Origin of the sequence: Corynebacterium flavescens (genome assembly GCF_008693105.1) — a bacterium.
GTDB classification, from domain to species: Bacteria; Actinomycetota; Actinomycetes; order Mycobacteriales; family Mycobacteriaceae; genus Corynebacterium; species Corynebacterium flavescens.
The window spans coordinates 26763-52720 of record NZ_VXKK01000018.1 but is presented as its reverse complement, the minus strand read 5'-3'; the positions used below and the strand labels follow the sequence as shown (position 1 = coordinate 52720).

The window sequence follows — 25958 nt, the reverse complement described above, 5'->3', positions numbered from 1 at the left end:
ACTGCAACCTGCGGTTATTAGATATGGATCACTTATATATAGGGCGAACAAAACGGGCGTACTTGATAGCCTATTCTCCGCCGTTTTCCCAGCTCCACGTGAATACTCGGGCGTCGGCGCCAGAGTCCTGCGCAATGGCCTCGCGGTCAATGTTGATGAAGAGGTAGCTCTCACTGATCTGTTCAACCAGCCCGCCGCCCCACTCCGCTACGACCACTGCATCCTCCAGAGCCGTATCGAGATCTAAAGCATCAAGGTCCCCCAAAGGATCACCCGATCCGGCCCCGAAGTCGTCGACAAGGCGGTAGGCATCAACATGGATTAAGGCCGGGCCGCCTACCTGCGAATGATGCTCGCGGGCAATGACGAAAGTCGGCGAAGTCACCCTGCCTTTTACCTGCATTCCGCGCGCTATCCCCTGGGTGAAGGTGGTCTTACCGGCACCGAGCGGACCGTCCAAGATGACCAAGTCCCCGGCCTCTAGGGATTTTCCTAGCCTCCATCCAAACTCCTGGGTATCTGCGGCGGTAGCCAGCTCGCGTCTCCCGCTGCGGGGAAAATCGCTACGCAAGATCTAGACCTCCTTCGTATGCACGCACCGTGCGTCCCGTCGGAAGGCACAAGACCTCATAGTTGATGGTGTCCGCAGCATCCGCCAGCTCAGTTGCGCTCATGCCGCCTGTGCCGAAAATGATCGCCTCATCACCTTGCGCAACCTCAAAGGGATTATCACCCAGATCGACGACGATCTGGTCCATGCATACCCTGCCTACTTGCGGATAGAGCTTGCCCCCAATGCCGACCTGCAGCTTGCCTTGAAAGGCACGCGGGAGGCCATCTGCATAGCCGCAAGGAACCGTGGCCAAAAAGCCAGACTGCTTGGCCTTCCACGTCAGGCCATAGCAAGTCCCCTGCCCCGCTTCAATGGGCTTGACGTTGACCAGATTCGCCGCCCACGTCATTGCCGGGCGAAGGCCGTGGTCCACGCCTGGGACCGGTTCGAGGCCATAGCAGGCGAGGCCCACGCGCACCTGCTCAAAGTGCGCCGATGGACGCGTCAGAGTGGCCGGCGAATTCGCCAAATGGTTGAGCGGACACTCCAACCCGGCTTCCCTGGCCTGCACGAGGGCCCGCCGGAAGTTAATCTCTTGGACGTCATTGTAAGGGGTATCCGGTTCATCGGCGCAAGCGAAGTGAGACATCAAACCGAGTACTTCGATCTGCGCGGCATCCCGCAGCAGCTCAAAGACTTGGCCCCAGTCTTTCTCGTCCACCCCGGAGCGGTGCATGCCCGTCTCCACCTTGATGTAGACGCGGGCTGGAACTTCGGTATTAATGAGCGCTTTAGCATGCTCGAGGGAGGGCACTCCGATACAAATCCGCGAAGCCAGCGCCTCCGTCAGATCCTCGCGCGCATCCCACAGCCAAGCAGTGATTGGAAGATCGGAGCCATGCTTGCGCAAAGCCACCGCCTCCGCCAACGTAGCAACACCAAAGGCATCGGCTCCCGCCTTTTCCATGACCGGTGCCACCCGCTCCATACCATGACCATAGGCATCCGCCTTGAGGATGCACATCAGCTTGACAGGGCCTAGCTTCTCCTTGAGCACGCGAACATTATGAGCGATGGCATCAAGGTCGATTCTCGTTTGCAGCATGGAAACTATTGTGCCACTCGCGTGGCACCCGCAGTGTCCCTCACGCCGAAAACACCGAAGGCGCCCCTCCCCACCCCGTGCTAGGGATAAGGAGAGGCGCTATTAGCGACGCCGTCTATGGCATCGGTGGATTACTCCACGGTGACGGACTTGGCCAAGTTACGCGGCTGATCGACGTCGTAGCCCTTGGCCTCAGCAACGTTGCAGGCAAACATCTGCAAAGGCACGGTGGCCAGCAGCGGCTGCATCAGAGTCGGTGCCTGCGGGATGCGGATGACGTGGTTGGCATAAGCCTCCACTGCCTCGTCCCCTTCCTCGGCGATCACGATGGTGATAGCACCGCGGGCGCGAATCTCCTGAATATTGGAGACCACCTTGGCGTGTAGGGAATCCCGGCCACGCGGCGAAGGAACGATGACGAATACCGGCTGTCCCTCCTCGATAAGGGCAATGGGGCCATGCTTGAGCTCGCCGGCGGCAAAGCCTTCGGCGTGCAGATATGCAACCTCTTTAAGCTTGAGCGCGCCCTCAAGCGCGACGGGGAAACCAACGTGACGGCCCAAGAACAGAACAGACTCAGCGTCCTGCATCGAGCGAGCAAGCTCCCCTACCTGGGGTTCCTCGCTGATGACCTTCTGAATCTTATCTGGCATCTGCCGTAGCTCATCGAGGACATTCTCGACTTCATCGGCGAACATATTGCCACGCAGCTGAGCCAGGTACAGGCCCAGCAGATAGGTCGCAGCGATTTGCGCGAGGAAGGCCTTGGTGGAAGCCACGGCGATTTCGGGACCAGCGTGGGTGTAGAGCGCAGCATCGGATTCGCGAGGAATTGAAGAACCCTGCGTATTACAGATGGCGATAACCTTCGCGCCTTGCTGGCGCGCGTGGCGTACCGCCATCAATGTATCCATGGTCTCGCCGGACTGCGAAAGCGCAACGACTAGGGTCTTCTCATTGACAATGGGGTCCCGGTAACGGAACTCGTGAGCCAATTCCACCTCGGTAGGGATTCGGCACCAGTGCTCGATGGCGTAGCGCGCGACGTGGCCGGCATAGGCCGCGGTACCACAGGCAATGACGATGATCTTATCGATGGACTTCAATACAGACTCATCGATGCGCACTTCATCGAGAGTGAGCTTGCCCTGCTCGTCAAAGCGACCCATGAGGGTATCGCGTACGGCAGCGGGCTGATCGTGGATCTCCTTTTCCATGAAGGAGCTGAAGCCACCCTTTTCTGCGGCTGCGGCATCCCACAGGATTTCGAAAGGCTTACCTTGCGAGGGGTTACCCTGGTAGTCGGTGATGTAGACATCATCCGCAGTGATGGTGACGACCTGGTCATTTTCCAGCTCGACGGCGGACTTTGTGTAATCAATGAAGCCGGAGACGTCAGAACCGAGGAAGTTCTCGCCCTCACCCAGGCCGATGACCAGTGGCGAATCGCGACGGGCCGCAACGATGCGATCCGGCTGCTGCGCATGGATGGCCAGGATGGTGAAAGCACCTTCGAGGCGCTGGCAGGTCAGCTGCATCGCCTTGGTCAGGTCTTGGCCCGCCTCATTGTGGAACACATCCCCCAACAGGGTGGCCGCAACCTCGGTATCGGTCTCCGAAATGAAGTTATACCCCTTGGCCTGCAGCTCGCTCTTGAGCTCTGCAAAGTTCTCGATAATGCCGTTGTGGACAACGGCCAGCTTGCCGTCATCGACCACGTGAGGGTGCGCATTAACATCCGTGGGGCCACCGTGGGTTGCCCACCGAGTGTGCCCAATTCCCAGGACAGAATCCGGCAGAGGACGAGCCTCAATCTCCGCATCCAGCGCGGCAACCTTGCCGGCTTTCTTACGCCAGCTGATCTTTCCGTCCGAGTAGACGGCCACGCCGGCTGAGTCGTATCCGCGATATTCCAGACGGCGCAAGCCTTCTAGAACCACGTCGAGGGCATAATATTTACGGTCACATCCGGGGTGACCTACATATCCAACAATTCCGCACATAGGTCTCGATCCTACCTCATTGTTTCGAAGCCCAATTGTGCCGAGACTCACCCAGCACTGAGCAATTTGCCCCATGATGAGCAGCGCTTCCGATTACGCCTTTTGGTAACCAACAAGAAACGTAAACGGTGAATTATTTCACCAGGAAAATACACATTTAAGTGCCCCCTTCTACGCTAATTACCCCCGCTGACATGTTACGGAGGCTAGGGAAATTCAAGGAAATTGCTATACTCTGCACAGCAATGGCCTAGTTGCTGTGTAAGCAGCACCGCGACTGCGCTCCCCGTTCCCCGATTCTGAATGCCATGTCCTGCGCGCCCTACGCGTGTGAAGGACCATTCTCTCCCCAGAAAGAGTCAGACCTATGACCCAGCAGCCCCGACACCGTCTCCGAAAGCGCGTTCTCGGCGTTGTAGCCGCACTCGCCTTGGTCACTCCTGGCGTAGCACACGCTCAAGAGTCGACTTCTAGCCTGCTCACCGATCCTGAATTGCGTGATCTCATCCAGTTCTCTTCCCAGTCCCCCCTCTCCAGCGGCTACAACCTGCACTTCACGCTGAGCAGCCTCAATGCAATTGGCTCCTCGGACCTTCTTCCAGGGTCGATGTCCGGCATAGATCCCTACTATCCCCGCCCAACTAAGGAGGGCATCGAAAAGCCCGAGGTCATCGATCGCGGCGCACCGGACGGCGCTGGCATCGAGAGGTGGGTTGTTGCCTCTCCCAGCATGAAGCGCGACGTCGTCGTTCAAATCCGCAAGTCCCCTACGGGGCAACCGGCGCCCATGCTCTATCTTCTCGATGGCATCGACGCGCCCGAGCACACAGGAATGATCAACCCAGGTCGAATCCAAGAAACGCTCGCTCACGAAAACGTCACCCTAGTCATGCCCACGGAAGCACGCGCATCCATGTTCTATGACTGGGAGAGCTACGACGAAAACCTTGGGCTCAGCATGTGGGAGACCTTCATGACCAAGGAGCTGGCCCCCCTTCTTGAGGAAGAGATCCCCTTCAACGGCAAGCGCGGCGTCGGCGGAATCTCCATGGGCGCTGGCGGAGCGTTGAACCTCATCAACCGCAATCCCGAAATGTTTGATGCTGCCATCGGAGTTTCTGGCTGCTATTCCAACTCCGATCCCATCGGCGAGCAGACCCAGAATGCCATCGTCCAAAGCCGTGGCGGAAGCGTGAAGAACATGGTCGGTGAAAAGGGCTCGCCCGCTTGGAAGGCGCACGATGTCGCCGCAGATGTCAGCAACTTGACCAACAAGTCCATCTATCTTTCTTCCGCCAACGGAAGTATCAATGCCGAGGACGCGGAATACTACCAATACTGGAACCCGAAGGACATCTTCGTTGGTATCATTCTGGAGCAAGGATCCTACTACTGCACCAAGCGCCTTGAGCAGGAGCTCAATGACGCGGGTGCCACCGCTACCGAGGTTGTCTACGATGACCACGGCGGACACAACTGGAAGACCTTCCAGCCCCACCTCGCACTCGGCTGGGAACACATCAAGCCGGCGCTAGAGAGCTAGAGCCCAGCCGCTTCCGAAAAAGCAAAAACGAAAAAGGTTAGGGCCGCATTTCCTTCTTAGTAAAGGCAATGCGGCCCTAACCTTTGTTCTCTTCTAGAAAGCTTCTATCTTTTCCTAGGCTTGAGCAAAAGCCTGAGATAGCGCTGGGAAGAGAGGGTGATCGCTGGCAATGCCGGTCAGCTCAGTAGCGAGAGCATCCGTTGCCGAACGGTCGCCCCGAGCTGCGGCGAGCTTCTTTTGGAGCTCTACTGATTCAACATCCTCAGGAACATCAAAGGCCAAGGCTGCAGAGACTGCGCCGACAAGGGCGGTGGCCTCATAACCCTTTTCGGCCAACTCTGCGGCCGGGCCGATGAAGCGCTCGTGGCGCGAGATTTTGCGCAGCGGAGCACGTCCCACGCGCACGGTGGTATCGGGCAGATCGGGGTTCTGGAATCGAGTCAGGATCTTATCCACGTAAGCCTGCTGGACCTTCGGATCGAAGTTGAACTTCTCCACGATGAGCTGCTTGGTCTCCGCAAGGACTGCAGCAACCTTAGCCTGCACGTCACGGTCAGCCAGGGCGTCGGCGATCTTGGTTATTCCGGCCACGTTGCCAAAGTAAGCGGTGGCAGCATGTCCGGTATTGACGGTAAAGAGTTTGCGCGTGATATAAGGCGCCAGATCCTCAACCCAGGTGATGCCGGGAATCTCCGGCACATTCTCACCAAAAGGCGCAACCTCAACGGCCCACTCGTGATAGGTCTCAACCGTGACATCGAGAGCCTCTGCACCCTCGCGGTGCTCCTGGTTAGGAACAATCCGGTCGACCGCAGTGTTGGCGAAGAACGCGATCTCATCAGCTTGTGGATAAGCCTCGCGGATACCTGCCGCCAAGCCGTCGGTAGCGTTGATGGCGTTCTCACAGGCCATGATGGCTACCTTGCCCTTACCAGCGGCGGCACGGCGCTCAAGGCCTTGGGCGATGGTCGGGGCGATGATCCGCAGCACGTTCGGCCCCACGGCGGTGGTGATGATGTCTGCCTCGCCGATCTCGCGGTAGAGCCCCTCGAGATCGGTGGCCGAGTTGACACCGGAGAACCCTGTTACGGTGACGTCCCGAGCGTCGTGGCCTACTTCGTGCACGGTGTAGGAATCGTATTCGTTGAGGGCGTCAATAAGCGGGGCGGAAACATCCGCAAAGACCAGCTCATATCCAGCCTCGCGCAGGAGAATCCCCACGAAACCGCGTCCAATGTTTCCGGCTCCAAAATGTAGTGCCTTCATTAACTAGTGACCTTTCCGAAGATATTGAGAATCTCTTCCTTGGTGGTGGCCTTTTCAAGCTGTTCGACGGTCTCTTTCTTGCCGAAGATCTTGGCAATCTTGGACAAGGTCTTCAGGTGGGTACCATCGGCGCCGGCGATGCCGACAATGAACTTGGCGGGCTTCCCACCCCAGTCTACGGGCTCATCTAGACGGATGAACGTGATGGAAGAGCTCTTGATGGTGTCCTTGGCCTCATTGGTGCCGTGCGGAATAGCTAGCCCATTGCCCATGTAGGTAGACACTGACTTCTCACGTTCATGCATGGCAGCAACGTAGGCCGGCTCGACCGCGCCGGCAGCCACAAGCATGGCGCCTGCCTGGTCAATGGCATCATCCCGGTCTTTAGCACTGCCGTCGAGCACAATGTTGTCTGCGGTGAGAATCTTAGATTCCGCATCAGGGGCTTCTTTGACACCGACGCTGGACTGCGCGGGCTGAGCTTCAGCACCAGCGACAGAGTCCACCGAATCGGCAGCATTCGCAGAGTGCTGAGCGTCACTAGCCTCACCCGACTCAGCAGACTCGCCGGTCTGCTGAGAACGGATAAGGTCAACAACTTCGTCATAACGCGGAGATGCCATGAAGTTATCCACCGTAACGTGCACGGCGGAAGGGGTCGGAGCCTCAGCGCGGCTGGCTAGATCTTGGTGGACAACGACCAAGTCATAGTCATCCTTCAGGTTATTGATGGCAGAGTTGGTCACGGTAACCGCGTCACCGAAACCAGCCTCCTTGATCTTGTTGCGTAGGACGGAAGCACCCATGGCCGAGGAACCCATGCCAGCATCGCAGGCGAAGACAACCTTATGGATCTCTGGAATATCCCCCGCGTCACGCTTGGTCAGCGCTCCTGCAACGGAAGACTTCTTGCCCTTCATGGCCTCCATATCAGCGGTGGCCTTGTTGAGGTCATCCGTTCCCTTTGTGAACTTGAGGATCGGGGCAGCGATGGCGAAGGACACAGCGGTTGAAGCGAATACCGCGATGGTAACGCCGAGATATGAATCAGAGGCGACGGTGCCGTAGATGGCGATGATCGAGCCAGGCGCAGCCGGCGAGCGCAGACCGACGTCCATGACGGTGTTGATAGCAACGCCGGTCATGCCGCCACCAATGGCGGCGAGAAGCAGCTGCGGGCGCATAAGGACATAGGGGAAGTAAATCTCGTGGATACCACCAAAGAAGTGGATGAGCGCCGCGCCCGGAGCCGTAGCCCGTGCGGTGCCGGTTCCAAAGAGCATGAACGCCAGCAAGATACCAAGGCCGGGTCCAGGATTAGCCTCCAGCAGGTAGAGGACTGACTTACCCGTCTGGGCGGCTTGATCCGTGGCCAACGGCGTCAAAACGCCATGGTTGATGGCATTATTAAGGAAGAATACCTTGGCCGGTTCGATGAGGACCGAAGTCAGCCACAGCAGGTTGTGATTAATAAGGAACTCGACCGCACGGCCTGCCCACTCCATGATGAAGTTCATCACCGGGGTCAGCCAGTACATCGAGGCAATAGCTCCCGCGAATCCGAAGATACCGAGGGAGAAGTTGTCCACCAACATCTCGAAACCAGGGCGAATCTTGCCCTGCCACAAAGACTCCAGCTTCTTAAACAGCCAGGCGGAGAGTGGACCACAAATCATGGCGCCCAAGAACATCGGGGATGAGTGGCCATCCTCGCCGATGAACACCGGCGAAGATGTACCCATGATGACGCCCATGGTTACGATGGCGCCGACGACGCCGCCACGAACGCCGTGTACGAGCTTGCCGCCCGTATAAGCAATAAGAATAGGCAGGAGGTAAGTCACCATTGGTGAGACCAAGGTGCCTATCCTCTCATTAGGGAAGAATCCTGCCGGGATAAATAGTGCAGTCAGTATTCCCCACGCGATGAAGGCGCCGATATTCGGCATAATCATCGAGGAAAGGAACGTACCAAATTTCTGGACGGCGACGCGTACGCCGCCTTTCTTTTCTTTAGTTTCAGCCACAGCAAAGTCCTTTACAATCGGGGCTGGAACGGGTTCTAGAACCCGTTCTTGAGTGTTCTTTCTCAAGTCTATTACTTAATTGAAATTTGGATAGATGCAGACTGCGAAAAGTCTAAAAAGCCTGCTCTCTTTACCTGTCAGGCCTCACACAGGCTTGCCGCTGGCGCTCCACCTAGTCGCTGCCTTTCCAAAGCGCCAGTTTTGACCTTTTGCACAACCCCGCCCGAATCTTGCTCTATTCTGGTAAGCGTGACTGCGAACTTGAAGAAGCACCTATCGATATTGTCCAAAAGAGGACCACACCGCGTTCTCATTGGTGACTTGGACTATGCCGGCCTAGCAGGCAAGGTTTATACGCCTGCCGAAGGTAAGGCTTTGCCCGCAGTGGCCTTCGGACACGATTGGACAAAGAAGATAAAGAGCTATCACGCTACTCTTCGCCACCTTGCTAGCTGGGGCATCGTGGTTGTTGCACCGAACACGGAGACCGGAGTGGTGCCCAACCACCGCAACCTTGCCGCAGACATGGAATCTGCCCTCCAGATCGCCGCCGGAGTGAAGCTAGGAAGTGGCAAGATCACGGTTTCCCCACACAAGTTGGGGATGATCGGACACGGCATGGGCGGCGGCGCTGCGGTGCTTGCCGCCGCGAACAACGACAAGGTCAAAGCCGTGGCTGCCATTTACCCAGCCACCACCTCCCCCTCGTCTACGCAGGCTGCACGCTCCGTCAAGGCACCCGGCCTCGTCATAGGCTCAAAGAGTGACGATATCTTTGGTGCCGGCAATCCCGCCAAGCTGGCCGCAAGTTGGGGCGGATCCGTGGCCTACCGCGAGGTCTACAAAGGCAACCAGCAAGGCTTCAGCGAAGATACCCTTTTCAAGCTGACCGTCGGCGCCGGCTTCTTCCAGGCAGGCGCCCGAGATCTAGCACGCGGCCTCCTCACCGGTTTCCTCTTGGATCAGCTGGCGGGCGAATCCAAGTACGACGGCTTCGCTTCGCCATTGGCTGCTGGAAAAGGCTTTTCCAGCTACAGCGGGGACGCGCTTTCCCGCAAGGCCGGACTTCTTCCCTCCCGCTAATCGCGCCGCAGCACCGATTTCACTTGCCCCGGCCTTCCTCTCCGCACCGCGGGACTATGCGGTGTCTGAGCCGGCTTAGGGGCCTGCCGCGCCGCCTCAGAAGCAGACTTTTCTAGCTGCTCCTGCGCCTGCGCCAACGCTTTCTCAAATTCCAAGAGCCGGGCAGAAGTTCTTTCCCTAAACCCCCTGGCAAAGGCTTCGAAGTCTTGGCTCATTACCACTGCCCTGCCTTCCGCGCGCGCCCTGCATCATCGGCGCTCTCAGGAGCTAAGGCCTGCTCAGTGGCAGGCAACCCAGGTGAGGCCACGGCGCCCTCTGATCCTGGCGATGACTCAGGAACCTCAACTGCCGCTGGCATATTCATTAGCTTTTTGGGCGGCGGATCCGGCTCGGGTACTTCCGCTAATTCAGGTGGCGGAGCAATAACGCCCTCGGCTGCTGGCGGCACTGCCTTGGGCTCGGGCTCGGGCTCGGGTTCTGGTTGTGGTTGTGGTTGTGGCTGAGGTTCTGGCTCGGGACAAGGCTCAGGATCGGGCTGGGGCTCAGGATCTGGGCAAGGCTGTGGCTCAGGAACAGGAATCTCCGCCGCGAGGCACTCAGCTGCCGCAGCCACAAGAATGCCCAGTCCTACCAGCGCGATTCCCGCACCCGCGGCGCCCAAGCATCCGCAACAGGACTTTTCTACTTCTACGTGCGTTTGAGAAACAGCGGGCTCGCAGGAACTAGGTACGACCGGCAGGGGCGGGCAAGCCTGGGGCTCACACGGCGGTGTTTCAGCTGGCTGGGCCTCACACGGCGGTGCCTGCTTATCGATGCCCGGCGCGGGCGGAGCCGGAGGGGAGGCAGGGCTTAGCTGCGCCGCTGCGGGCGTGGTCTGCGGAGGGCACTGTCCCGGATCCGCTGGCGCTGGTTGCGATGCTGGGGCGGAAGACGCGTCAGGTGCCTGCGCGGGCTGGATAGATGGCGGACAGGTCTCCTGGGAGGGCGGTGCCGGGCATTCAGGCGAACTTGGCTTGGGCTGTGGCGCAGGCTCCGACTCGGCCGCGCAATCCGGCTCAGGCGGGGTCTGTGGCAGGGGCTTTTGGCTCAGGTTCTCGCAGCGAGACTCGAATTCCTCGTAGCAGGCCTCGATGGCTGCGTCCCGGTCACGGCAGGTACTGGCGATAGTCTGGTTGGTTTTCTCAATGAGGTCACCCCCAATCGCTGAAATCATGGGAACAATGATCTTGCCTAGCGGATGCTTAGACAGGACCATGGAGAGCAGGTTGAGCAGCGGAATCGCGGCGGAGAACAGTTCCGTCAGGGCGGAATCGGAGACGTCAACGACATCACCGATAGCCGTTGAACACTCTTGGGCAGACTCCTGCAGCTGGCGCGTATCGCGCGTCTGCTCCTCGTGGTCTTCTTGGACGCCCCGAATGTGCTCTTGGAGTACTCCACCGGCGAAGCTCAGCGCTGTATCTAAAAGGAAGCCCCCCAATCCCCCAAGGCCGCTTCTGCTGCCGCGCCCCTGCTTGCCGACGGCCGCCCCAGTACTAGAGACCAAATCCTGAGGATTGATTCCTTCGGTGGAGGAAATGAGAGAGTGCAGCACGTCCATAGGCATTGATGGCCCAGCGTAGGAGCCGGCGCTGGCGACCTGAAACTGCGATACCGCTCTTGCGTAGTCCCCCACTAGGGAACTAGTGATAACGCTCATAAGCCTCGCGCACCGCCTTCACGCTCCGAATGAACGCGGTCCAAGCTCATTCCATTCCGGCTGTCGAGGTTTGATAGGGCTCTAAACTGCTGCTCGGCCGCGCCGGCTGTGGCAGCAAGGTTATTCCAGCGCCACGCGCAACTGTGGTGCACGCGCTCGAGTGCCTCTTGGAGGCGGGCGGCGTGGCCAGAAAACCCGCGACCAGCCGAGTCGGCAGGAAAGGCCGGAAAGCTAGCTCGATGTGCGGCGGCTTGCTCTTGGTTGTGCGCGACCAAGCTGCGCAGCTGGCGCTGCGCTTCAACGGGGTCAAAAGAAATATCTGGCACGGCTAGCCTGCTCCCTTTGTGGTTTCCATTCAGGATGATTGTGTTGCTCTCCTGTATTGGACTGCCCGCAAAGGGAATCGGTTCCTTAAGGCCGCGCGAACCTTAATGGATGAGAAGGATGAGGCAGACTAAATTGCGGCGACTACGCCAGCGAGACGTCCGGCCACCTTGCGTGCCTGCTCCTTTTCGGAAGCCTCAACCATCACGCGGAAGAGTTCCTCGGTACCGGAGGGCCGCAAGAGTACGCGGCCGGTGTTTCCTAGCTCCGCCTCGGCTTGGGCAAGGGCCTCTTGGACCTCGGGGGCATCCATGATGATGGACTTGTCGGAGACAGGAACATTGATGAGAACCTGCGGGAGCACCGTCATCACCGAGGCCAACTCGTGCAGGGACTTTCCGGATTTTGCCATGCGCGCCATGATGGATAGCCCGGTGAGGGTGCCGTCACCGGTCGTACAGTCGTCGGGAAGCACGACGTGCCCGGACTGCTCGCCGCCTAAGGAATAGTCACCGCGGTTGAGTTCCTCGAGGACGTAGCGATCCCCCACCGCAGTTTCTCGGACGCTGATGCCGTGCTTTTCCATGGCCAGCTTCAAGCCGAGGTTGGACATGACGGTGGCAACAAGGGTGTTGTAGCGAAGATCGCTATCTTCCTTCATCCCCACCGCCAACAGGGCCATGATCTGGTCACCATCGACCACATTGCCCTCGGCATCGACGGCGAGGCAGCGGTCAGCGTCGCCGTCGTGGGCGAGCGCCAAATCCGCGCCGTACTCGACAACGGCCGCCTGTGCTTTGTCGATGTGTGTGGAGCCGCAGTCCTCGTTGATGTTGAATGCATTGGGCTTGTTGTGGATGGCGATAACCTCGGCGCCAGCGGCGGCATAAGCCTCGGGCGCAACTTTAGATGCCGCACCATTGGCGGTATCCACGACAACCTTGATGCCGCTGATGTCAACGGGAACGACTTCGGCGAGGTGGTTGAGGTAGCGGCCGCGCGCATCCGGGGCCTCGGAGATTACTCGGCCCAGCTTGGTTCCCGTTGGACCTTCTTCCTTGAGCTGGGCCATGGCCGCCTCAATCTCATCTTCCACGGAATCGGGCAGCTTCTTGCCGCCAGCGGAGAAGAACTTGATGCCATTATCGGGCATGGGATTATGTGAAGCTGAGATCATCACGCCAAGGTCGGCGCCATAATCATCCGTAAGGAAAGCGATGGCCGGGGTAGGAAGGACCCCTACCCGTACGACATCAACACCGCGGGAGGATAATCCTGCTGCGATGGCGGAGTCGAGCATCTCCCCGGATACGCGGGGGTCTCGGCCAATAATGGCCAGCGGACGCCGATCGTAGGACTCGCGGTGTGCGGTCAAAACCTGGGCCGCCGCCTGCCCGAGCTTGAGAGCCAAGATTGGGGTGAGTTTCTTGTTCGCCAAGCCACGAACGCCATCGGTTCCAAAAAGTCGAGTCATAGATCCAATTATGCACGCGCCACGTGCTTTGTAGTAATACCGCTGCGCCACTTCCCTTTTTAGGCAAACCTGCCCTAACCTGTTACTCATGTCTAAATTTGTCCGGGCCTCACATGGGGTGCGGTGGTGGCTATTTGGGTTCCTCAGCGTAATCGGCTTACTCATACTCGGCCTCTGCGTTGGCTCTCGCGAGATCCCCTTGAGCGAGGTCTTCCCCCGAATTATCCCCGCCCTTTTCTATGCCTTTGGACGCGAACCCAACTCCTTAGAGGGCGTCGATGAGTTCACGGCCATCATTGCCAACCTGCGTATCCCCCGTACTCTCCTAGCCCTGCTGGCCGGCGCCGCCCTCGGCACCGCGGGCGCGCTCATCCAGGGGCATACCCGCAATGCCCTCGCAGATCCGGGCCTGCTCGGAATCAATGCTGGGGCCACCCTCGCCGTGGTCAGCGGCGTCTACTTCGGCTTCTCTGGTGCCAGAGATGCCGCAGTTCTTCCAGCGCTCCTGGGAGCCGGCGCCGCAACCCTAGTGGTCTTTGCCCTTTCCTCCAGCGGGGCCACTGCTGCGAGCCCGCTGACCTTGGTGCTAGCTGGCACGGCCGTCACCGCCTTGTTGATGGCCTTTGTCAACGCCTTGGTGATCACCGATTCTGCGGCTCTGGATACCCTGCGTACATGGGCAACGGGTTCGGTGTCTGGCCGCAGCCTAGCGGTTGCCGCCGCAGTTACCCCCTCGTTCATCCTGGGCACAGCCTTGGCGCTGACCCAGGGCCAAGCGCTCAATCTTCTCAGCATGGGTGAATCAAGCGCGCGAGCCCTAGGCCTTAACGTTGTGCTACGGCGTGTGTTCGGCTTTGCAGCCATTGCCCTCCTCGGTGGCGCGGCCGTGTCCGCTGCAGGCCCAGTGGCTTTCATCGGATTGGCGGCACCCCATGCGGCACGTGCGCTGTGGGGACCTGACTATCGGGTCATTCTCCCGGCTTCCCTCCTTATCGGCGCCCTGCTGGCTTTGGGCGCAGACATCTTCGGGCGCGTGGCTGCCCCGGGCGAATTGCCCATGGGAATCGTCTTAGGCCTCGTCGGCGCACCCGTGTTCATTTTCCTTGTCAAACGCGGAAAGGTACTTACCCCGTGAAACACACTGTTGTGAAACTAGGTCCCGTTGCCGCGCCCCTGCGCCCGCGGGTGCTGGGCGTCTGCCTCGCCTTAATCGTCGCAGCGGGCTGCGTATTCACCTTGAGCATTGCGCACGGCGACTATCCGCTCGGCGTTGCCGATGTCTGGCGGATCATTGGCGGTGGTGGAACACCCATTGAAAACCGCATCGTCATCGACGTGCGGCTAGGAAGGGCCGTCGTAGGCTTACTCGTCGGCGCGGCACTTGCTTTCTCCGGAGCATTGACACAATCTATCGCCAGAAACCCCCTGGCCAGCCCGGACATACTCGGCATCACTCAAGGCTCGGCTCTGGCGGCGGTTGCGCTCCTTACGTTCGCAGGCACGAGCGGGACACTCGGCAAGGCAGCCTCCCTCACCCTGGCCACCGTGGGCTTGCCGCTCGCCGCCTTTTGCGGTGGCCTCATCACGGCCACCATCATCTGGCTCATCGCTGGACGCTCCCGCCATTCCCTGCTGCGCTTCGTCCTCATCGGGGTGGCCATGGCGACGCTATGCACTTCCCTTTCAACCTGGATTATGGCGCACGGGAACCTAGATCTTGTGGCCAACGCGCGACTGTGGCTCACCGGCTCGCTCAATGGGCGTGACTTAAGCGAGGCCTGGGCCCCTTTGATCGCCGTGCTCGTAGCGCTCATGCTCGCTTCCTATCTTTCTTTCCAGCTCTCCGCCCTCTCTCTAGGTGATCTCACCGCGACGATGCTGGGGCATAATGTGCGGATTGCGCAGGCCCTCCAGCTCTTAGTCGCCGTGGCGCTAGCTGCGGTATCCGTCGCTGCGGCTGGGCCGATAGGTTTCGTCGCTTTCGTGTCCCCACAAATTGCCATGCGCTTAGCCGGCAGCTCCACGCCACCGCTGGTCACCTCTGCCCTCACCGGGGCCTTGATCGTCTGCAGCGCGGACCTCCTCGCCCGCGTTGTACTCCCCTGGGAGCTTCCCGTCGGCATAGTTACCACCATCCTTGGCGCCCCTGTACTTATCTATCTCATTGTCTCCCTTAACCGAAGGAACAACGGAAGGAACAACCAATGAACTCTCCCCTAAGCCAACCCCGCATGCGCGCCCAGAACTTGGGCGTGTCTTACCAGGGCCACGAGGCCCTAAAAGGCCTCGACCTCGACATCCCGGCTGGAGCCGTCACAACGTTGATCGGGCCGAATGGCTGCGGAAAGTCCACGTTGCTCCAAGCTTTGGCTACTCTTCTGCCACACTCCGGTAGCGTCGAGCTCGATGGCCAGGACTTCTCCTCCCTCAAACGCACGACTCGCGCCAGGCAGCTAGCGATGCTTCCCCAGCAACCCACTGCGCCGGAGGCAGTCACGGTAGAAGAGCTCGTCTCCCGGGGGCGCCACCCCCACCAATCCTGGATGAGGCGCTGGTCCGCACAGGATGCGGAGCAGGTGGAGCGCGCGCTTGTGCTGTGCGACGTCGCCAAGCTGGCACAACGCCCCCTGGGTTCCCTATCCGGTGGGCAGAAACAGCGCGTCTGGATAGCCATGACGCTTGCCCAAGATACCCCCACCGTATTCCTCGACGAGCCGACCACGTATCTCGACCTGAGCCACAGCATCGACGTGCTCCGCTTGGTGGCGCAACTGCGCACAGACCAAGGCAAGACCATCGTCATGGTTCTCCACGACCTTAACCTGGCAATCCGTCATTCTGACTTCCTTGTGGCCATGTCTCCGACGGGGGAAATCTACGCGCAGGGCACGCCCGCCGAGATCATCACCGCCGACCTGTTGCGCGAGATCTTCGACCTCGAAGCTCTCGTGGTCACAGACCCCGTGACTGGGGGACCAATGGTAGTTCCAGCCTTGTAGTAATCATTAGTGTTACCTAAGCTAGGTTATCTACGCCTTACCCACACTATGTTTTAAGGAGTCTTGATGACTATTCCCCTTAAGTTCCGCACCTTCGCGCTGACTGCTGCGGTAGTGACTGCGGCCTGGAGCGCCACCGCATGCGGCTCGAGTGAGTCCACGAATTCCGCCGGGACTGACTCCACTGCCTCGAGCGAGGCTTCGGATGCACAGGCCACTTCCCAGGAAGGCCAGTGGCCGCGCACCGTCACCACGCTCAATGGTGCGGGTGAGGAAAGCGAGGTGACCTTGGAAAAGGCGCCCACCAACATCGCCTCCACCTCAGTGACCCTAACGGGAAACCTGCTCGCACTTGATGCCCCTGTCACTTCCACTGGAGTTCAGTCCAAGGGCAACGCCATCGCTGATGACAAAGGATTTTTCAAGCAATGGGCCCCGGAAGCCGAAGATGCAGGCCTTGAGGTCTCATATGAAGGCCAACCTGACGTCGAGGCCATCCTCGCCCAAAACCCCGATCTAGTGGTCATGTCTTCTTCTGGCCAGGATTCTGCTACCAGCGTCTACGACCAGCTAGCAGACGTGGTTCCCGTGATAGTCGTCGACTACTCCAATAAGCAGTGGAGCGAGGTGCTCGAAGAACTTGGCACCGCAATTGGGCATGAAAAGCAAGCCGATGAAGCCATCGCATCCTACCACGATCGAATTTCTGCGGTCACCAAGTCCATCACCGCTCCCGCGCAACCGGTGAACATTGTGTCTTTGGGCCAAGGTGGAAACACCCTCAACGTCTGGACCAAGGAATCCGCCCAGGGAAGCCTCTTCCACGACTTGGGCTGGGAAATCGCAGTCCCCGATGCACAATACGGCGGCGGAAACCCGCAATTCGATGGACGCTCCGACGTGGTCTCCGTCGCTGCGGAAAACTTCGGCCCCGCGCTAACCGGCAAGACCATCTTCGCGCTCAACGCCGATGGCAAGGACTCGCCCACAGAGTTCCTCAAGACACAAGAACAGCTCAAGGACAACCCCGCCATCAGCACTGACTCGGTCCACGATCTCCAACCTTATGCATTCCGCATTGACTACTACTCCGCCATGAAAGTCCTCGATGACGTGGAAGCCCTGTTCAAGAACTAGCGCCTTCCACCACGACAACGCGTAGTAGAAACTCAGACGGAGTGTTCACGGTAAATAGTGGCCAATATCTTGAAGTTTTTGGCCACTGCGCGCAGTGAACACAAAACCCCGCCTCTGCGAAACTCTCCGGAAAGGAAAGCTACGCAGAGGCGGGGTTGCGCGTATAAGCGAAGGAAGATTAACGCTTGGAGTACTGCGGGGCACGACGTGCCTTGTGCAGACCAGCCTTCTTACGCTCGACGGCACGGGCGTCACGGGTGAGCAGGCCGGCCTTCTTCAGGGCCGGGCGATCAGCCGGGTTGTAGACGTTAAGTGCACGGGCGATAGCCAGGCGCAGTGCGCCGGCCTGTCCGGTGGGGCCGCCGCCGGTGACGGTGACCTTCATGTCGAACTGGTTCTCGCGCTCAAGCAAGGTCAGCGGCAGCAGGATATCCTGCTGGTGCAGCTTGTTGGGGAAGTAGGTCTCCAGGCTGCGACCGTTAACGGTGATCTCACCGGAGCCAGCAACGAGGCGCACACGCGCGATGGCGCGCTTACGACGACCAACCGTCTGGATGGGGCCCTCGTGGATAGCCGGGGTAACAACCTCTTCGTCCTCGATGACCTCGATGACGGAATCACCAATGGTGTTGGTGAACTCCTCGGCAGCAACAGCTGCGGCGGCGATATCGGCAGCGTCAGCTACGTTGTTATCAATGTTTTGCTCAGCCATTACTGTGCCACCTGCTTCAGCTCGAAGGTTTCCGGCTTCTGACCGGCGTAAGGGTGCTCTTCACCAATGAAGACATGCAGCTTCTTGATGGAGGATGCGGACAGCTTGTTGTGCGGCATCATGCCGGTGACTGCCTCTTCAATAACGCGGGCCGGATTAGCATCCAAAGACTGACCCAGGGTCATGCTCTTCAGGCCGCCCGGGTAACCGGAGTGGCGGTAGCGCATCTCGCGTTCGCGCTTGTTGGAGGAGACGTGAATCTTCTCGGCGTTGATGATGACGATGTGGTCGCCGCCGTCAACGTTCGGTGCGTACTGGGGCTTGTGCTTGCCGCGCAGCATGTCTGCCACGGTGGAAGCAAGCTTGCCCAGAACCACGTCAGTTGCGTCGATGACGTACCACTTACGGGTGATGTCACCGCTCTTGGGGTGGAAAGTAGACAAAATGACTCCTTGAAAGTCTGTCTGGGGACTGCCAGCCAACGCTATATGCTCATCCGTCTTACTACAGCGGCCGGTGGAGACCTGCAGCAAGCGCTTCGACCGCATTCAAAAAGAGTGCGGGATCGAGCAAACACATAGAGCTCTCACTTTAGTAAAAGATCCAGCAGATCCCAAAACGACAAAGCACCCCGCACCACCGCTGACCGGTGATACGGGGTGCCCGCTTCCCTATTTCTTAGTTGCAGATTCCCCAGTTGTCCTTATCCCCAGCTGGCAGCCGCGCGGCGGTTGACGTCACTCATGGCATCATTTCCTTGGCTGACTGTGCTCGAGATAGTGGCAAGGACGGTATTGAGCTCCGCCGCAGCCTTATCCCACTTGGCCTGCGCCTGTGCGTAGGCAGCCGCAGAGTCACCTTCCCACGTAGACACCATGGGCTGCAGCGAGGACTTGAGATCCCCGAGCAGCCCATTGATGCGCCCCGACGTAGAGTTGATGTCTCCAGCAGCGGAAGAGATTGCTCCGAACTCATACTTGATTGCTGACATTGTGTGCTCCTGTTTTCTTAAGTGCTGATACGGCCCTTATGGCAGTACAGGCGGTGCTGTGATGCTTCGATGCTGTGCGTTTGCGGTGTTCTTTACTGTGAACGTAGTAGGGGTGCTGTGTGCGGCACGACTACAGGGCGAGGCCCTGCCCACCTACTCGGCTGAATGCCTGGGCATTATCTGCCTCGATGGTGTCGAAGTTATGGGCATTGCTCCGGATGTTTTCAGAGATAGCGGTCAAAGCCTCGCGCAGTTGCTGCGCCGAGGTGTTGTAGCGCTGCATCAAACCATCAAAAGAGACCTGCGCTTGGCCCGCCCAGCTCGCACGGACGGAGTCAACGACGCCTTGCAGGCGAGTGAGTTCACCCTGTACCTCATCATTGGTGGAATCGACGCGACCGGCGGTTGCCACCATCACATCGGCTTCGGTTTTAAATAGCTGAGACATAACTTTCTGGACCCTCCCTGGGCTTGTGTTGTAATTCCCCGAAAAAGCCCCGCGGCTTTTTCACTGCTATTGGACTGCGCACCCCCTTCAGCGGTTCCCGTGTCCACGCAAACTGTTTTTCGCCGTTTCTTCTGCAGGTACTGACATTCTATTATGAGTTGCTACTCCAGTTTGCGAAGGGAATCCGCGGCCATCCGGCACGTCGCCCTTTGCACGACCGTGGGCTCTGCCTTGGTGTGGCATCCCACCGAGAGCTGATGACCAAGATCCGTCCACGTGGTCCAAGCAACGTGAGAATCATCGCCGGGAGACTCTTTATAAGACAGCCTGCCGCCATCTTCGTGCGGATCTCCAAGGGTATCCTCGCGCTCGATTTCCGCCCGTAGCTCTTGAAAGAGCACCTCGGGAGGCACCTGAAAGAGAGGATCCGCCGCGAGTAGGACCCGCAGATCTGGATCCTCACCTACCGCAGTGATAAGGCCCTGGTCCACGCTGATATGAAAACCACTTGGCAAAGCAACCGAAAGCCCCTCCGCCTCGATGCGCAAAGACTCAAGGTCTGGCGCGGCAGCTGCCTCCTCCACGATGGGAGCATCGGGCACGAGCGAGGAATCAGAGGGTAAAGCTTCCGCTACTTGGCTTGCTACTGCCGACTCTCCTGCCATCAACGCCCCCTCATCAGGGGCCTTTGCAGCGCCCTCCCCAGAGGATCTGAGCCCCATCACCCACCACGACACCCCGACAACGCCGAGCACTACTGCGGCTATGGCCACGTGGAATACATCGACCTGGCGCAATAGCCGCGTCAGCGCCTCTATGCCCTTAGCGCTAGAACGGCCCGTTCGCTCAATACTCTCAGCTTGCCTCGACTGACCTTCCGCCTCGACCAGCCGGGGATCTTCCTGGGGCTGTAGCTCGGCTGTCGAGTCCTGCTGCGGAAACGCGGATTCGATGCTTACTCGAGCCCCGGCTGCGGCGCACTGTCGGGAAAGGATCTCCACCGCTTCATGAGAAACAGAGGTTCCGGAGGAATCAGCTCCAATAGCAACCGTGGCATCAGGCCATGCGGCCCCACAAGACTTCGCAATCTGCTCCATCGTCTCACTCAACGCCCACCCCTCAACCACCCCGCTGCCCGGCAGATCGTAGCGGTAGACAACTTCTCCGCCTTCAAAGATCGTCGCGGAATCAAGCACCGTCACGCTCAGGTGCTCGGACTTGGGATGCTCGGCTGTGAGAGTTGGCGTAGACGAGGAGTGCTGAGTGGAGTCATCGTTCATGAGGTAGTTCCTTTCATTAGGCTGTTCCTTTCATAAGAGGAGCTGCGACGTGGACAAGCCCGAGAACTTCGCCGCGAACGGACCAGGTCCCGCGCCCGGGGATCTGGGTCGAAGGCTTCATGCCGAAGATGCTGCCCTCGTCGCGGTCTGCGCTAAACAGCAGGACTGCTGGCTGTAAATCACGTACTGCGGTGAGAAAGCCCCCGAAAAGTGCACGTCCGATTCCTCCGGACTTGCGTGCAATCACCAGGTGCAGCCCGACATCGCGCGCGTGCGCTAGTACTTCGATGAGCGGGCTCAGCGTGGCTTCACTGACTAAGTCCAAGTCATCGATCACCACATAGATATCCGGGCCCTCCCACCAACTGCGGTCAATAAGCTGCTGGGGCGTGACATCTGGGCCGGGCAAGCGCGTCTTTAGCGTATGGACTGTCTCCGCTATTGCCTCACGAGCAGACTCCGAGGTCGCAGCGTATGCCGCGACCATCTCTGGGTCGAGATCACCGAGATGTGCGCGCCGCTCGTCAATGACAACAAGGCGAGCCACCGCACGATCAAGGCCGCTTAGTCCCTGCATAATCGTGGCTAGGAAGGTGGATTTGCCGGAGCCACTAGAGCCAACACAGACTAGGTGCGCGCAGGACTGGGGATCCCAGACCATCGCTTCCAGATCGGGCCCGCCTATTCCCCATGCAATGCTGCCCAGCGCGCTCGCGGGTGCCTCACTCAAATGTGTAGGAAGCATCTTTAATGCAGGAACTGCGGGGACATTAGCGTGCAGGTGCGCAACATGCGCAATGTCCTGATTACTGGTTTTTGCTATGAGCATATGCTCACCCGCACTGGTGATGCCACGGCCTGGAATCTTGGGGATTTTCTGCTGAGCTTTGCGGTCAATCAAAGAATCCATGGCTTCAGCAAGTCGCAGTTCCACCCGGTTGGCTATGAGATCTCGAATGGCGGGGCGCATCGCAGTCCAACGTGCGGTGCTGATGACCAGGTGAACCCGTGCGGAGGGACCGTCGGCAGCCATGGAGGTAATCACCTCGCCGAGATCCTCAAAGTCCGCGCCGGCGGTGCCGAAGTGATGCCATCCGTCTATCACCAGGAAAGTTTCCCGTTCCTCAGGGCGCCGAATAAGACCAGAAACCTCGTCTACAATGCGCCGCGTCTTCTCCGCCTCGCCTTTTCCGGCCACCGCCGCGACCTGCGGCAAGCGCGAAAGAGTGGAGAGCCGGTTCGCGCAGTCGATAACGTAGAGGCGAACCTCTTCAGGACTATGCCGCGCACAAAGCGCGGAGACGACGGTATTGAGGAATGTCGACTTGCCCGATTGCGGCCCGCCACACACGGCAAGGTGACCACCTTCGCCGGAAAGATCAATCAGTAGAGGATCTTGGCGCTGATAGTAGGGACGATCAATGATGCCGACCACTGCGTTGAGTGCTGGAACCGATCCGGTTGCAAGCAGCGGAGAAACGGCAGTGGACAATTCAACCACATGCGGCAAGGGCGGTAACCAAATTCGGTGTGCATTCAAGTTCTTAGTGGCTGCTTCATTTCGTGCAGCCGACACGACTGCCGCGAGGACCGTAGTCGAGTGGTCGATCTCAACTCGTGGTGACTCGCCAGCATTCGACTGCGTCCAGGCATGGAAGAACTCCACCCTGAGCCCCTTGGGTTGCGCTAAAGGAGCTTGTGGGAGCGCTCGGCGTGTGACGGGGCCTGAGACATAACAGGCTTGCACCCGCGTCAGTTCTTCCGCGTCAGATTTGAGATACCCAATGCCTGGTTGAGCAGGGAGATGATAGGCATCCGGAACTCCCAGTACTTGCCGGGACTCTGCGGCGGAGAAAGTCCTCAGCCCAATGCGGTAGGAGAGGTGTGACTCCAAGCCGCGTAGCCTTCCTTCTTCCAGCCTCTGGGAGGCGAGAAGGAGATGAATATGCAGCGAACGCCCCAGGCGCCCCACAGCTCCAAAGAGATCGGCGAAGTCTGGGTGCTGGCCCAAAAGCTCGGAGAACTCGTCGATAACAATCACGAGAGCTGGCATAGGCTCAGCTCCCCCTCGCGCGGCGTTGTAGTCGCCGACGTTGGCAAAGTTCCCTGCTGCACGAAGAAACTCCTGCCGCCTATTCATCTCCCCCGAAATGGCGTCTTGCATGCGCTCTACCAGCGTCGCCTCGCTCTCTAGGTTGGTAATAACGGCCGCAGTGTGCGGGAGGACATCGCATCCCAAGAAGGTGGCACCGCCCTTGAAATCGACGAGTACAAAGTTCAGCTCTTCGGGGCTGTGGGAAGCCGCTAGAGCCGCGACAAGACTGCGCAACAGTTCGCTTTTTCCACTGCCCGTCGCGCCGACGCACAGCCCATGGGGACCCATCCCACCCTGCGCTGATTCTTTAAGATCGAGGTAGACCGGCTGCCCAACGTCATCGAGGCCGATTGGCACCCGGAGACGAGATTGCCCTTGCACGCCCCTCCACATGTCTCCTCGATGGATGTCCTCACTAGCCTCATAGCCAAGTAGCCCCAGCAAGTCATTTCCGTGGCGTCCGCGCTCACGGGTCGCCGAAAGGGGCCGCCGGAACCGCGCCATTGCCCGTGCCACCAGCAGAGCCAGGCCCATCGAGGCCTCCTCCGCGCATCCGAGATCTTCGACTCCTGCCGCAGTGGATACAGATAGGGACTCATCGGCAATGAGGCAGATCCCCTCGTCTTCGGCGCGGAAAGAGAACTCAGAGGCGACTGGCGGATCCACTCCGATGATGGTTGTTAGATCAGGATCATCGAGGATTCCTGAGCTGTGCGCACTGGCAGCGTCCTCAACTAGGATGAGCCGAAAGCGTGCTCTGCCCGGCTCACGTGTGTGCGGTAGCCACTTGAGCCATTCCCATCCCGGCCCGATGGCCTCTATCCCGAGGGTTTCTGGGCCGTGAAAGGTAACCAGCTGCAAAACCATGGCGCGGGCTAAGTCGCGCGAGCGGGCGCCGGTGAGCGAAATGAAACGGAACGCTCTCAGCTGAAGCACCACAGGTACCTGCGTAACCGTGCTCACGGCACGCACCGTCTGCCTGACGCTGACTGCGCATACTGGGTCGAGGTCTTCTGCCGCGCCCGAATCCGGGATCTTTATCGGGGTGACCAAAGCGGTCTCACCGCTGCCGACGCGTACCTCGAGAGAGTCCGCGTCATCAGGGGCACGTTCCCACATGCGGCGGGTGCCAATGAGAGCCGGCAGCGTACTAGTAGCAGGGTGCCGGTGTTCCTCGTGCGCACGCTGTGCTGCGGCATTGTCCAGGGCTTTCTCCCGCAGTGCTTTCAAGTGGCGAAGATAAGTCCGGCGCGTTTCATTCGGGTCCTCGCCACTGCTTTGAGGATTAAACATCATAAACATGCTGGCAAGCATCATCACTGGAAACATCAAGGCCATAGGGCTAATCTGTCTGTCTTCACCAGAGCTAAGCACTAGTAATGCAACCATGCCGACCATTGCCACGACCATGATAAGTGGCATCAACAAGCGTATAAGCGCCACCGGCTGTGGGCGTTGAGCCTCCGGAACTGGCTCAGCCTCCACCGGGCTACTCGGTAGAGGCGGCGCGGGGTCCCTCGTTGTGCGCGATAGAGGATCAACCACGTGTGGATCTTCGAGCTCAAGCATGAGCAACTCCTTGCTTCCCCCGAGCCCACCTAGCGGTTTCAAACCCCCGATTCGAACTCGCTGCGCGGAAAGTGCTTGGCCCCCTGCCAAAGACATCAAAACCCAGCGCTGCGGTGGACACGTCGCCACAAGTAAGCCACAATGTGGGTCATTGGGCAAGGGGAAAACAGCTCAAGAACACAATCGGGGGATAGTTTTCATGGATACATCGATCGCGGAAAAAGTGCGCCTAACTGTGCGTTTTTCCCACAAGGATTTCGAGAAAGAGGCTGATGTTTCTCTCCCTCGATCGTCGAGTCTGGGGGAGGTTTTGGGGGAACTTCTGGCCTTGGTAGCAGCACCGTCACACTTAAGGTCGTGGCAGGCCACCAGTGCGGGAGGTAGGAACATCGACATGACTGCGCCCATTGGGGCCGTCGAACTGCCGGATGGGGCAATCGTGGTTTTAGGACCCGCATGTGCCACTCCCCCTCCAGTTATCAGGGACGCCGCGGAAGCCTTAGAGGCCCGCGCGGGTGCCGAAAACTCCGGTGCCTTCGCTGCCCTGTGGATTCTAGGGGGCTTGCTCGCAACGGCTGGTCTAGCTGCGGCCTTCCACCCTGTGATTGCCGCAGCAGGAGTCGGCGCAGTGAGTTTTCTGCTGGCGCTGTGGACCAGAATGAATCTGCTGGCGTATGTCAGTATCGGGATGCTCGCATTATCGGGCGGGCTCTTCGCCGGCGGAGGTGGCTCTGTAGCGCCCTTGGATTTGGCGCTGACACTCCTATCCGCCGTGCTGGCTGCCGGGTGTGCTCTGGGACTGTGCCGCCTCGCGGGGCTAGGGACTGTTTATGCTACCTCCCTGTTAAGTACATGGTGCGGGCTGTACGTTGTAGCGGCCGCAGGTCTGTTTCTTCCCGGGCCCTCAAGCGCCTTTGCGGGTGCTCCCGTAATCGCAGCGTGTGCACTGGGTATTTGCTTCATGTTGGTATTCCTCGTCGTAACTCCTAGCCTCACTGCACGCTTGGCTGGCTTGCAGCCACCTCGCATTCCTACGGCAGGCCAGGACCTCGCTGTCTCCGATGCCATCGACCTCCATGTGGAAGAAAAGGCGCGGCGTGCTCAGGAAATCTACTCGGGAATACTCACGGGACTGACCTGTGGAATTGTTCCTGCGCTGCTACTTCTGGCCGTGACGGGAGCCGGTGAACCGGGAACTGCTGCAGGTGCCCTGCTGGGCAGTGATAGTCTCGGCGCGGGATTCGCGCAAGCTCTGTGCATCACGGTGGCGGTGTCCGTGACTTTGCATGCCTCCCGTCAAGGACACCCGCGCGCTATTTGGCCGCAGATGATCATCGCGGCTACCGCAGCAATGAGTTCCTGCCTGTGCGCTGCGGCGGCGTGGTTTAGACTCGATTTTCCTACCCCGGACGCAGGACTATGGGTGATGAGCGCCGTCGCGGTTGTGACGATAACCGTCATGGTTACTGCCGCCGTCTTTGCTTCCCGCTTCGCAGCTCTAGAGCCAACGGCCGTCGTGTGGTTAGAACGGGCGGAGTCTTTAGCCATCGCGGCCAGTCTTCCCTTAGCTTTACATCTGGCGGGAGTCTTCTCCCTGATTCGGGGTCTGGGCTGATGCGGATGAACCGCCGCTGTAGTGCGACCTTGTGC

General features: G+C 59.2%; 22 protein-coding genes. 7 read left to right on the top strand and 15 right to left on the bottom strand.

From position 1 onward, the window contains the following. Positions 1–70: 70 nt before the first annotated feature. The 3 genes from tsaE to glmS all read right to left on the bottom strand — a co-directional run bounded on the left by tsaE (position 71) and on the right by glmS (position 3661). On the bottom strand, positions 71–571 hold the full coding sequence (gene tsaE / locus F4V60_RS02435) for a tRNA (adenosine(37)-N6)-threonylcarbamoyltransferase complex ATPase subunit type 1 TsaE (RefSeq protein WP_075729169.1): 501 nt from the start codon (positions 569–571) through the stop codon (positions 71–73). Further along, positions 564–1658, bottom strand: coding sequence for an alanine racemase (gene alr / locus F4V60_RS02430; RefSeq protein WP_218024725.1), 1095 nt, complete (start codon positions 1656–1658; stop codon positions 564–566). Before alr ends, tsaE begins: the two co-directional genes overlap by 8 nt. Positions 1659–1789: 131 nt before the next feature. Next, on the bottom strand, positions 1790–3661 hold the full coding sequence (glmS, locus tag F4V60_RS02425) for a glutamine--fructose-6-phosphate transaminase (isomerizing) (RefSeq protein ID WP_075729167.1): 1872 nt from the start codon (positions 3659–3661) through the stop codon (positions 1790–1792). Between the two features lie 367 nt (positions 3662–4028). On the opposite strand from glmS, the gene F4V60_RS02420 reads away from it, so the two are divergent. Continuing rightward, the gene (locus F4V60_RS02420) at positions 4029–5204 is read left to right on the top strand and encodes an alpha/beta hydrolase (protein ID WP_075729166.1); all 1176 of its coding nucleotides are present in this window, start codon (positions 4029–4031) and stop codon (positions 5202–5204) included. Between the two features lie 114 nt (positions 5205–5318). Here the strand turns inward: F4V60_RS02420 and F4V60_RS02415 are convergent, their stop codons facing one another. Both F4V60_RS02415 and F4V60_RS02410 read right to left on the bottom strand, forming a co-directional pair. Continuing rightward, positions 5319–6470, bottom strand: coding sequence for a mannitol-1-phosphate 5-dehydrogenase (locus F4V60_RS02415; RefSeq protein ID WP_075729165.1), 1152 nt, complete (start codon positions 6468–6470; stop codon positions 5319–5321). Beyond that, positions 6470–8497: a PTS mannitol transporter subunit IICBA gene (locus tag F4V60_RS02410; protein WP_075729164.1), complete on the bottom strand. Its 2028-nt coding sequence runs from the start codon at positions 8495–8497 to the stop codon at positions 6470–6472. Before F4V60_RS02410 ends, F4V60_RS02415 begins: the two co-directional genes overlap by 1 nt. A 249-nt stretch (positions 8498–8746) precedes the next feature. Here F4V60_RS02410 and F4V60_RS02405 point away from each other — a divergent pair, with 249 nt between their 5' ends. Then, complete coding sequence (locus tag F4V60_RS02405; protein ID WP_075729163.1) at positions 8747–9580, top strand: dienelactone hydrolase family protein; 834 nt, start codon at positions 8747–8749, stop codon at positions 9578–9580. Here the strand turns inward: F4V60_RS02405 and F4V60_RS02400 are convergent. The 4 genes from F4V60_RS02400 to glmM form a co-directional block, all read right to left on the bottom strand. After that, a complete protein-coding gene (locus tag F4V60_RS02400) occupies positions 9577–9795 on the bottom strand; it encodes a hypothetical protein (RefSeq protein WP_075729162.1) in 219 nt (72 codons plus the stop codon). The genes F4V60_RS02405 and F4V60_RS02400 overlap by 4 nt on opposite strands. Next, positions 9795–11279 (bottom strand): hypothetical protein, encoded by a 1485-nt coding sequence (locus F4V60_RS02395; RefSeq protein ID WP_075729161.1) that lies wholly within the window; start codon positions 11277–11279, stop codon positions 9795–9797. The genes F4V60_RS02400 and F4V60_RS02395 overlap by 1 nt, the downstream gene beginning before the upstream one ends. Next, positions 11276–11605 (bottom strand): hypothetical protein, encoded by a 330-nt coding sequence (locus tag F4V60_RS02390; protein WP_075729160.1) that lies wholly within the window; start codon positions 11603–11605, stop codon positions 11276–11278. The genes F4V60_RS02395 and F4V60_RS02390 overlap by 4 nt, the downstream gene beginning before the upstream one ends. Before the next feature lie 128 nt (positions 11606–11733). Further along, positions 11734–13077 (bottom strand): phosphoglucosamine mutase, encoded by a 1344-nt coding sequence (gene glmM / locus F4V60_RS02385; protein ID WP_075729159.1) that lies wholly within the window; start codon positions 13075–13077, stop codon positions 11734–11736. Between the two features lie 88 nt (positions 13078–13165). Between glmM and F4V60_RS02380 the strand changes: the two genes are divergently transcribed. The 4 genes from F4V60_RS02380 to fepB all read left to right on the top strand — a co-directional run bounded on the left by F4V60_RS02380 (position 13166) and on the right by fepB (position 17213). Continuing rightward, the gene (locus F4V60_RS02380; RefSeq protein ID WP_075729158.1) at positions 13166–14212 is read left to right on the top strand and encodes a FecCD family ABC transporter permease; all 1047 of its coding nucleotides are present in this window, start codon (positions 13166–13168) and stop codon (positions 14210–14212) included. Next, positions 14209–15285: a FecCD family ABC transporter permease gene (locus F4V60_RS02375; RefSeq protein WP_075729157.1), complete on the top strand. Its 1077-nt coding sequence runs from the start codon at positions 14209–14211 to the stop codon at positions 15283–15285. The genes F4V60_RS02380 and F4V60_RS02375 overlap by 4 nt, the downstream gene beginning before the upstream one ends. After that, a complete protein-coding gene (locus tag F4V60_RS02370) occupies positions 15282–16076 on the top strand; it encodes an ABC transporter ATP-binding protein (protein ID WP_075729156.1) in 795 nt (264 codons plus the stop codon). Before F4V60_RS02375 ends, F4V60_RS02370 begins: the two co-directional genes overlap by 4 nt. A 66-nt stretch (positions 16077–16142) precedes the next feature. Beyond that, positions 16143–17213, top strand: a complete 1071-nt coding sequence (fepB, locus tag F4V60_RS02365; RefSeq protein ID WP_075729155.1) for a Fe2+-enterobactin ABC transporter substrate-binding protein — start codon at positions 16143–16145, stop codon at positions 17211–17213. A gap of 178 nt (positions 17214–17391) precedes the next feature. Here fepB and rpsI read toward each other — a convergent pair whose 3' ends face one another. The 6 genes from rpsI to eccCa form a co-directional block, all read right to left on the bottom strand. Beyond that, positions 17392–17925 carry a 30S ribosomal protein S9 gene (gene rpsI, locus F4V60_RS02360; protein WP_075729154.1) on the bottom strand — a complete coding sequence of 178 codons (534 nt, stop codon included), beginning with the start codon at positions 17923–17925 and terminating at the stop codon, positions 17392–17394. Then, a complete protein-coding gene (gene rplM, locus F4V60_RS02355) occupies positions 17925–18368 on the bottom strand; it encodes a 50S ribosomal protein L13 (RefSeq protein WP_075729153.1) in 444 nt (147 codons plus the stop codon). The genes rpsI and rplM overlap by 1 nt, the downstream gene beginning before the upstream one ends. Positions 18369–18628: 260 nt before the next feature. Then, entirely contained in the window at positions 18629–18916 is a 288-nt protein-coding gene (locus F4V60_RS02350) for a WXG100 family type VII secretion target (RefSeq protein WP_075729152.1), read from the bottom strand. Between the two features lie 130 nt (positions 18917–19046). Continuing rightward, positions 19047–19364 (bottom strand): WXG100 family type VII secretion target, encoded by a 318-nt coding sequence (locus tag F4V60_RS02345; RefSeq protein WP_075729151.1) that lies wholly within the window; start codon positions 19362–19364, stop codon positions 19047–19049. A gap of 161 nt (positions 19365–19525) precedes the next feature. Next, positions 19526–20644 (bottom strand): type VII secretion-associated protein, encoded by a 1119-nt coding sequence (locus tag F4V60_RS02340; RefSeq protein ID WP_084559117.1) that lies wholly within the window; start codon positions 20642–20644, stop codon positions 19526–19528. 16 nt (positions 20645–20660) lie between these two features. Further along, positions 20661–24308 (bottom strand): type VII secretion protein EccCa, encoded by a 3648-nt coding sequence (gene eccCa / locus F4V60_RS02335; protein ID WP_075729150.1) that lies wholly within the window; start codon positions 24306–24308, stop codon positions 20661–20663. On the opposite strand from eccCa, the gene eccD reads away from it, so the two are divergent. After that, the gene (gene eccD / locus F4V60_RS02330; protein ID WP_084559116.1) at positions 24307–25923 is read left to right on the top strand and encodes a type VII secretion integral membrane protein EccD; all 1617 of its coding nucleotides are present in this window, start codon (positions 24307–24309) and stop codon (positions 25921–25923) included. The genes eccCa and eccD overlap by 2 nt on opposite strands. Positions 25924–25958 lie beyond the last annotated feature (35 nt).

Coding starts and splice junctions, on each gene's coding strand:
- F4V60_RS02395 (WP_075729161.1), bottom strand. CDS start 11,279: ATGAGCGTTATCACTAGTTCCCTAGTGGGGGACTACGCAAGAGCGGTA.
- F4V60_RS02400 (WP_075729162.1), bottom strand. CDS start 9,795: ATGAGCCAAGACTTCGAAGCCTTTGCCAGGGGGTTTAGGGAAAGAACT.
- glmS (WP_075729167.1), bottom strand. CDS start 3,661: ATGTGCGGAATTGTTGGATATGTAGGTCACCCCGGATGTGACCGTAAA.
- fepB (WP_075729155.1), top strand. CDS start 16,143: ATGACTATTCCCCTTAAGTTCCGCACCTTCGCGCTGACTGCTGCGGTA.
- F4V60_RS02340 (WP_084559117.1), bottom strand. CDS start 20,644: ATGAACGATGACTCCACTCAGCACTCCTCGTCTACGCCAACTCTCACA.
- F4V60_RS02350 (WP_075729152.1), bottom strand. CDS start 18,916: ATGTCAGCAATCAAGTATGAGTTCGGAGCAATCTCTTCCGCTGCTGGA.
- F4V60_RS02420 (WP_075729166.1), top strand. CDS start 4,029: ATGACCCAGCAGCCCCGACACCGTCTCCGAAAGCGCGTTCTCGGCGTT.
- rpsI (WP_075729154.1), bottom strand. CDS start 17,925: ATGGCTGAGCAAAACATTGATAACAACGTAGCTGACGCTGCCGATATC.
- alr (WP_218024725.1), bottom strand. CDS start 1,658: ATGCTGCAAACGAGAATCGACCTTGATGCCATCGCTCATAATGTTCGC.
- F4V60_RS02345 (WP_075729151.1), bottom strand. CDS start 19,364: ATGTCTCAGCTATTTAAAACCGAAGCCGATGTGATGGTGGCAACCGCC.
- eccD (WP_084559116.1), top strand. CDS start 24,307: ATGAGCAACTCCTTGCTTCCCCCGAGCCCACCTAGCGGTTTCAAACCC.
- F4V60_RS02415 (WP_075729165.1), bottom strand. CDS start 6,470: ATGAAGGCACTACATTTTGGAGCCGGAAACATTGGACGCGGTTTCGTG.
- F4V60_RS02370 (WP_075729156.1), top strand. CDS start 15,282: ATGAACTCTCCCCTAAGCCAACCCCGCATGCGCGCCCAGAACTTGGGC.
- eccCa (WP_075729150.1), bottom strand. CDS start 24,308: ATGCTTGAGCTCGAAGATCCACACGTGGTTGATCCTCTATCGCGCACA.
- glmM (WP_075729159.1), bottom strand. CDS start 13,077: ATGACTCGACTTTTTGGAACCGATGGCGTTCGTGGCTTGGCGAACAAG.
- F4V60_RS02380 (WP_075729158.1), top strand. CDS start 13,166: ATGTCTAAATTTGTCCGGGCCTCACATGGGGTGCGGTGGTGGCTATTT.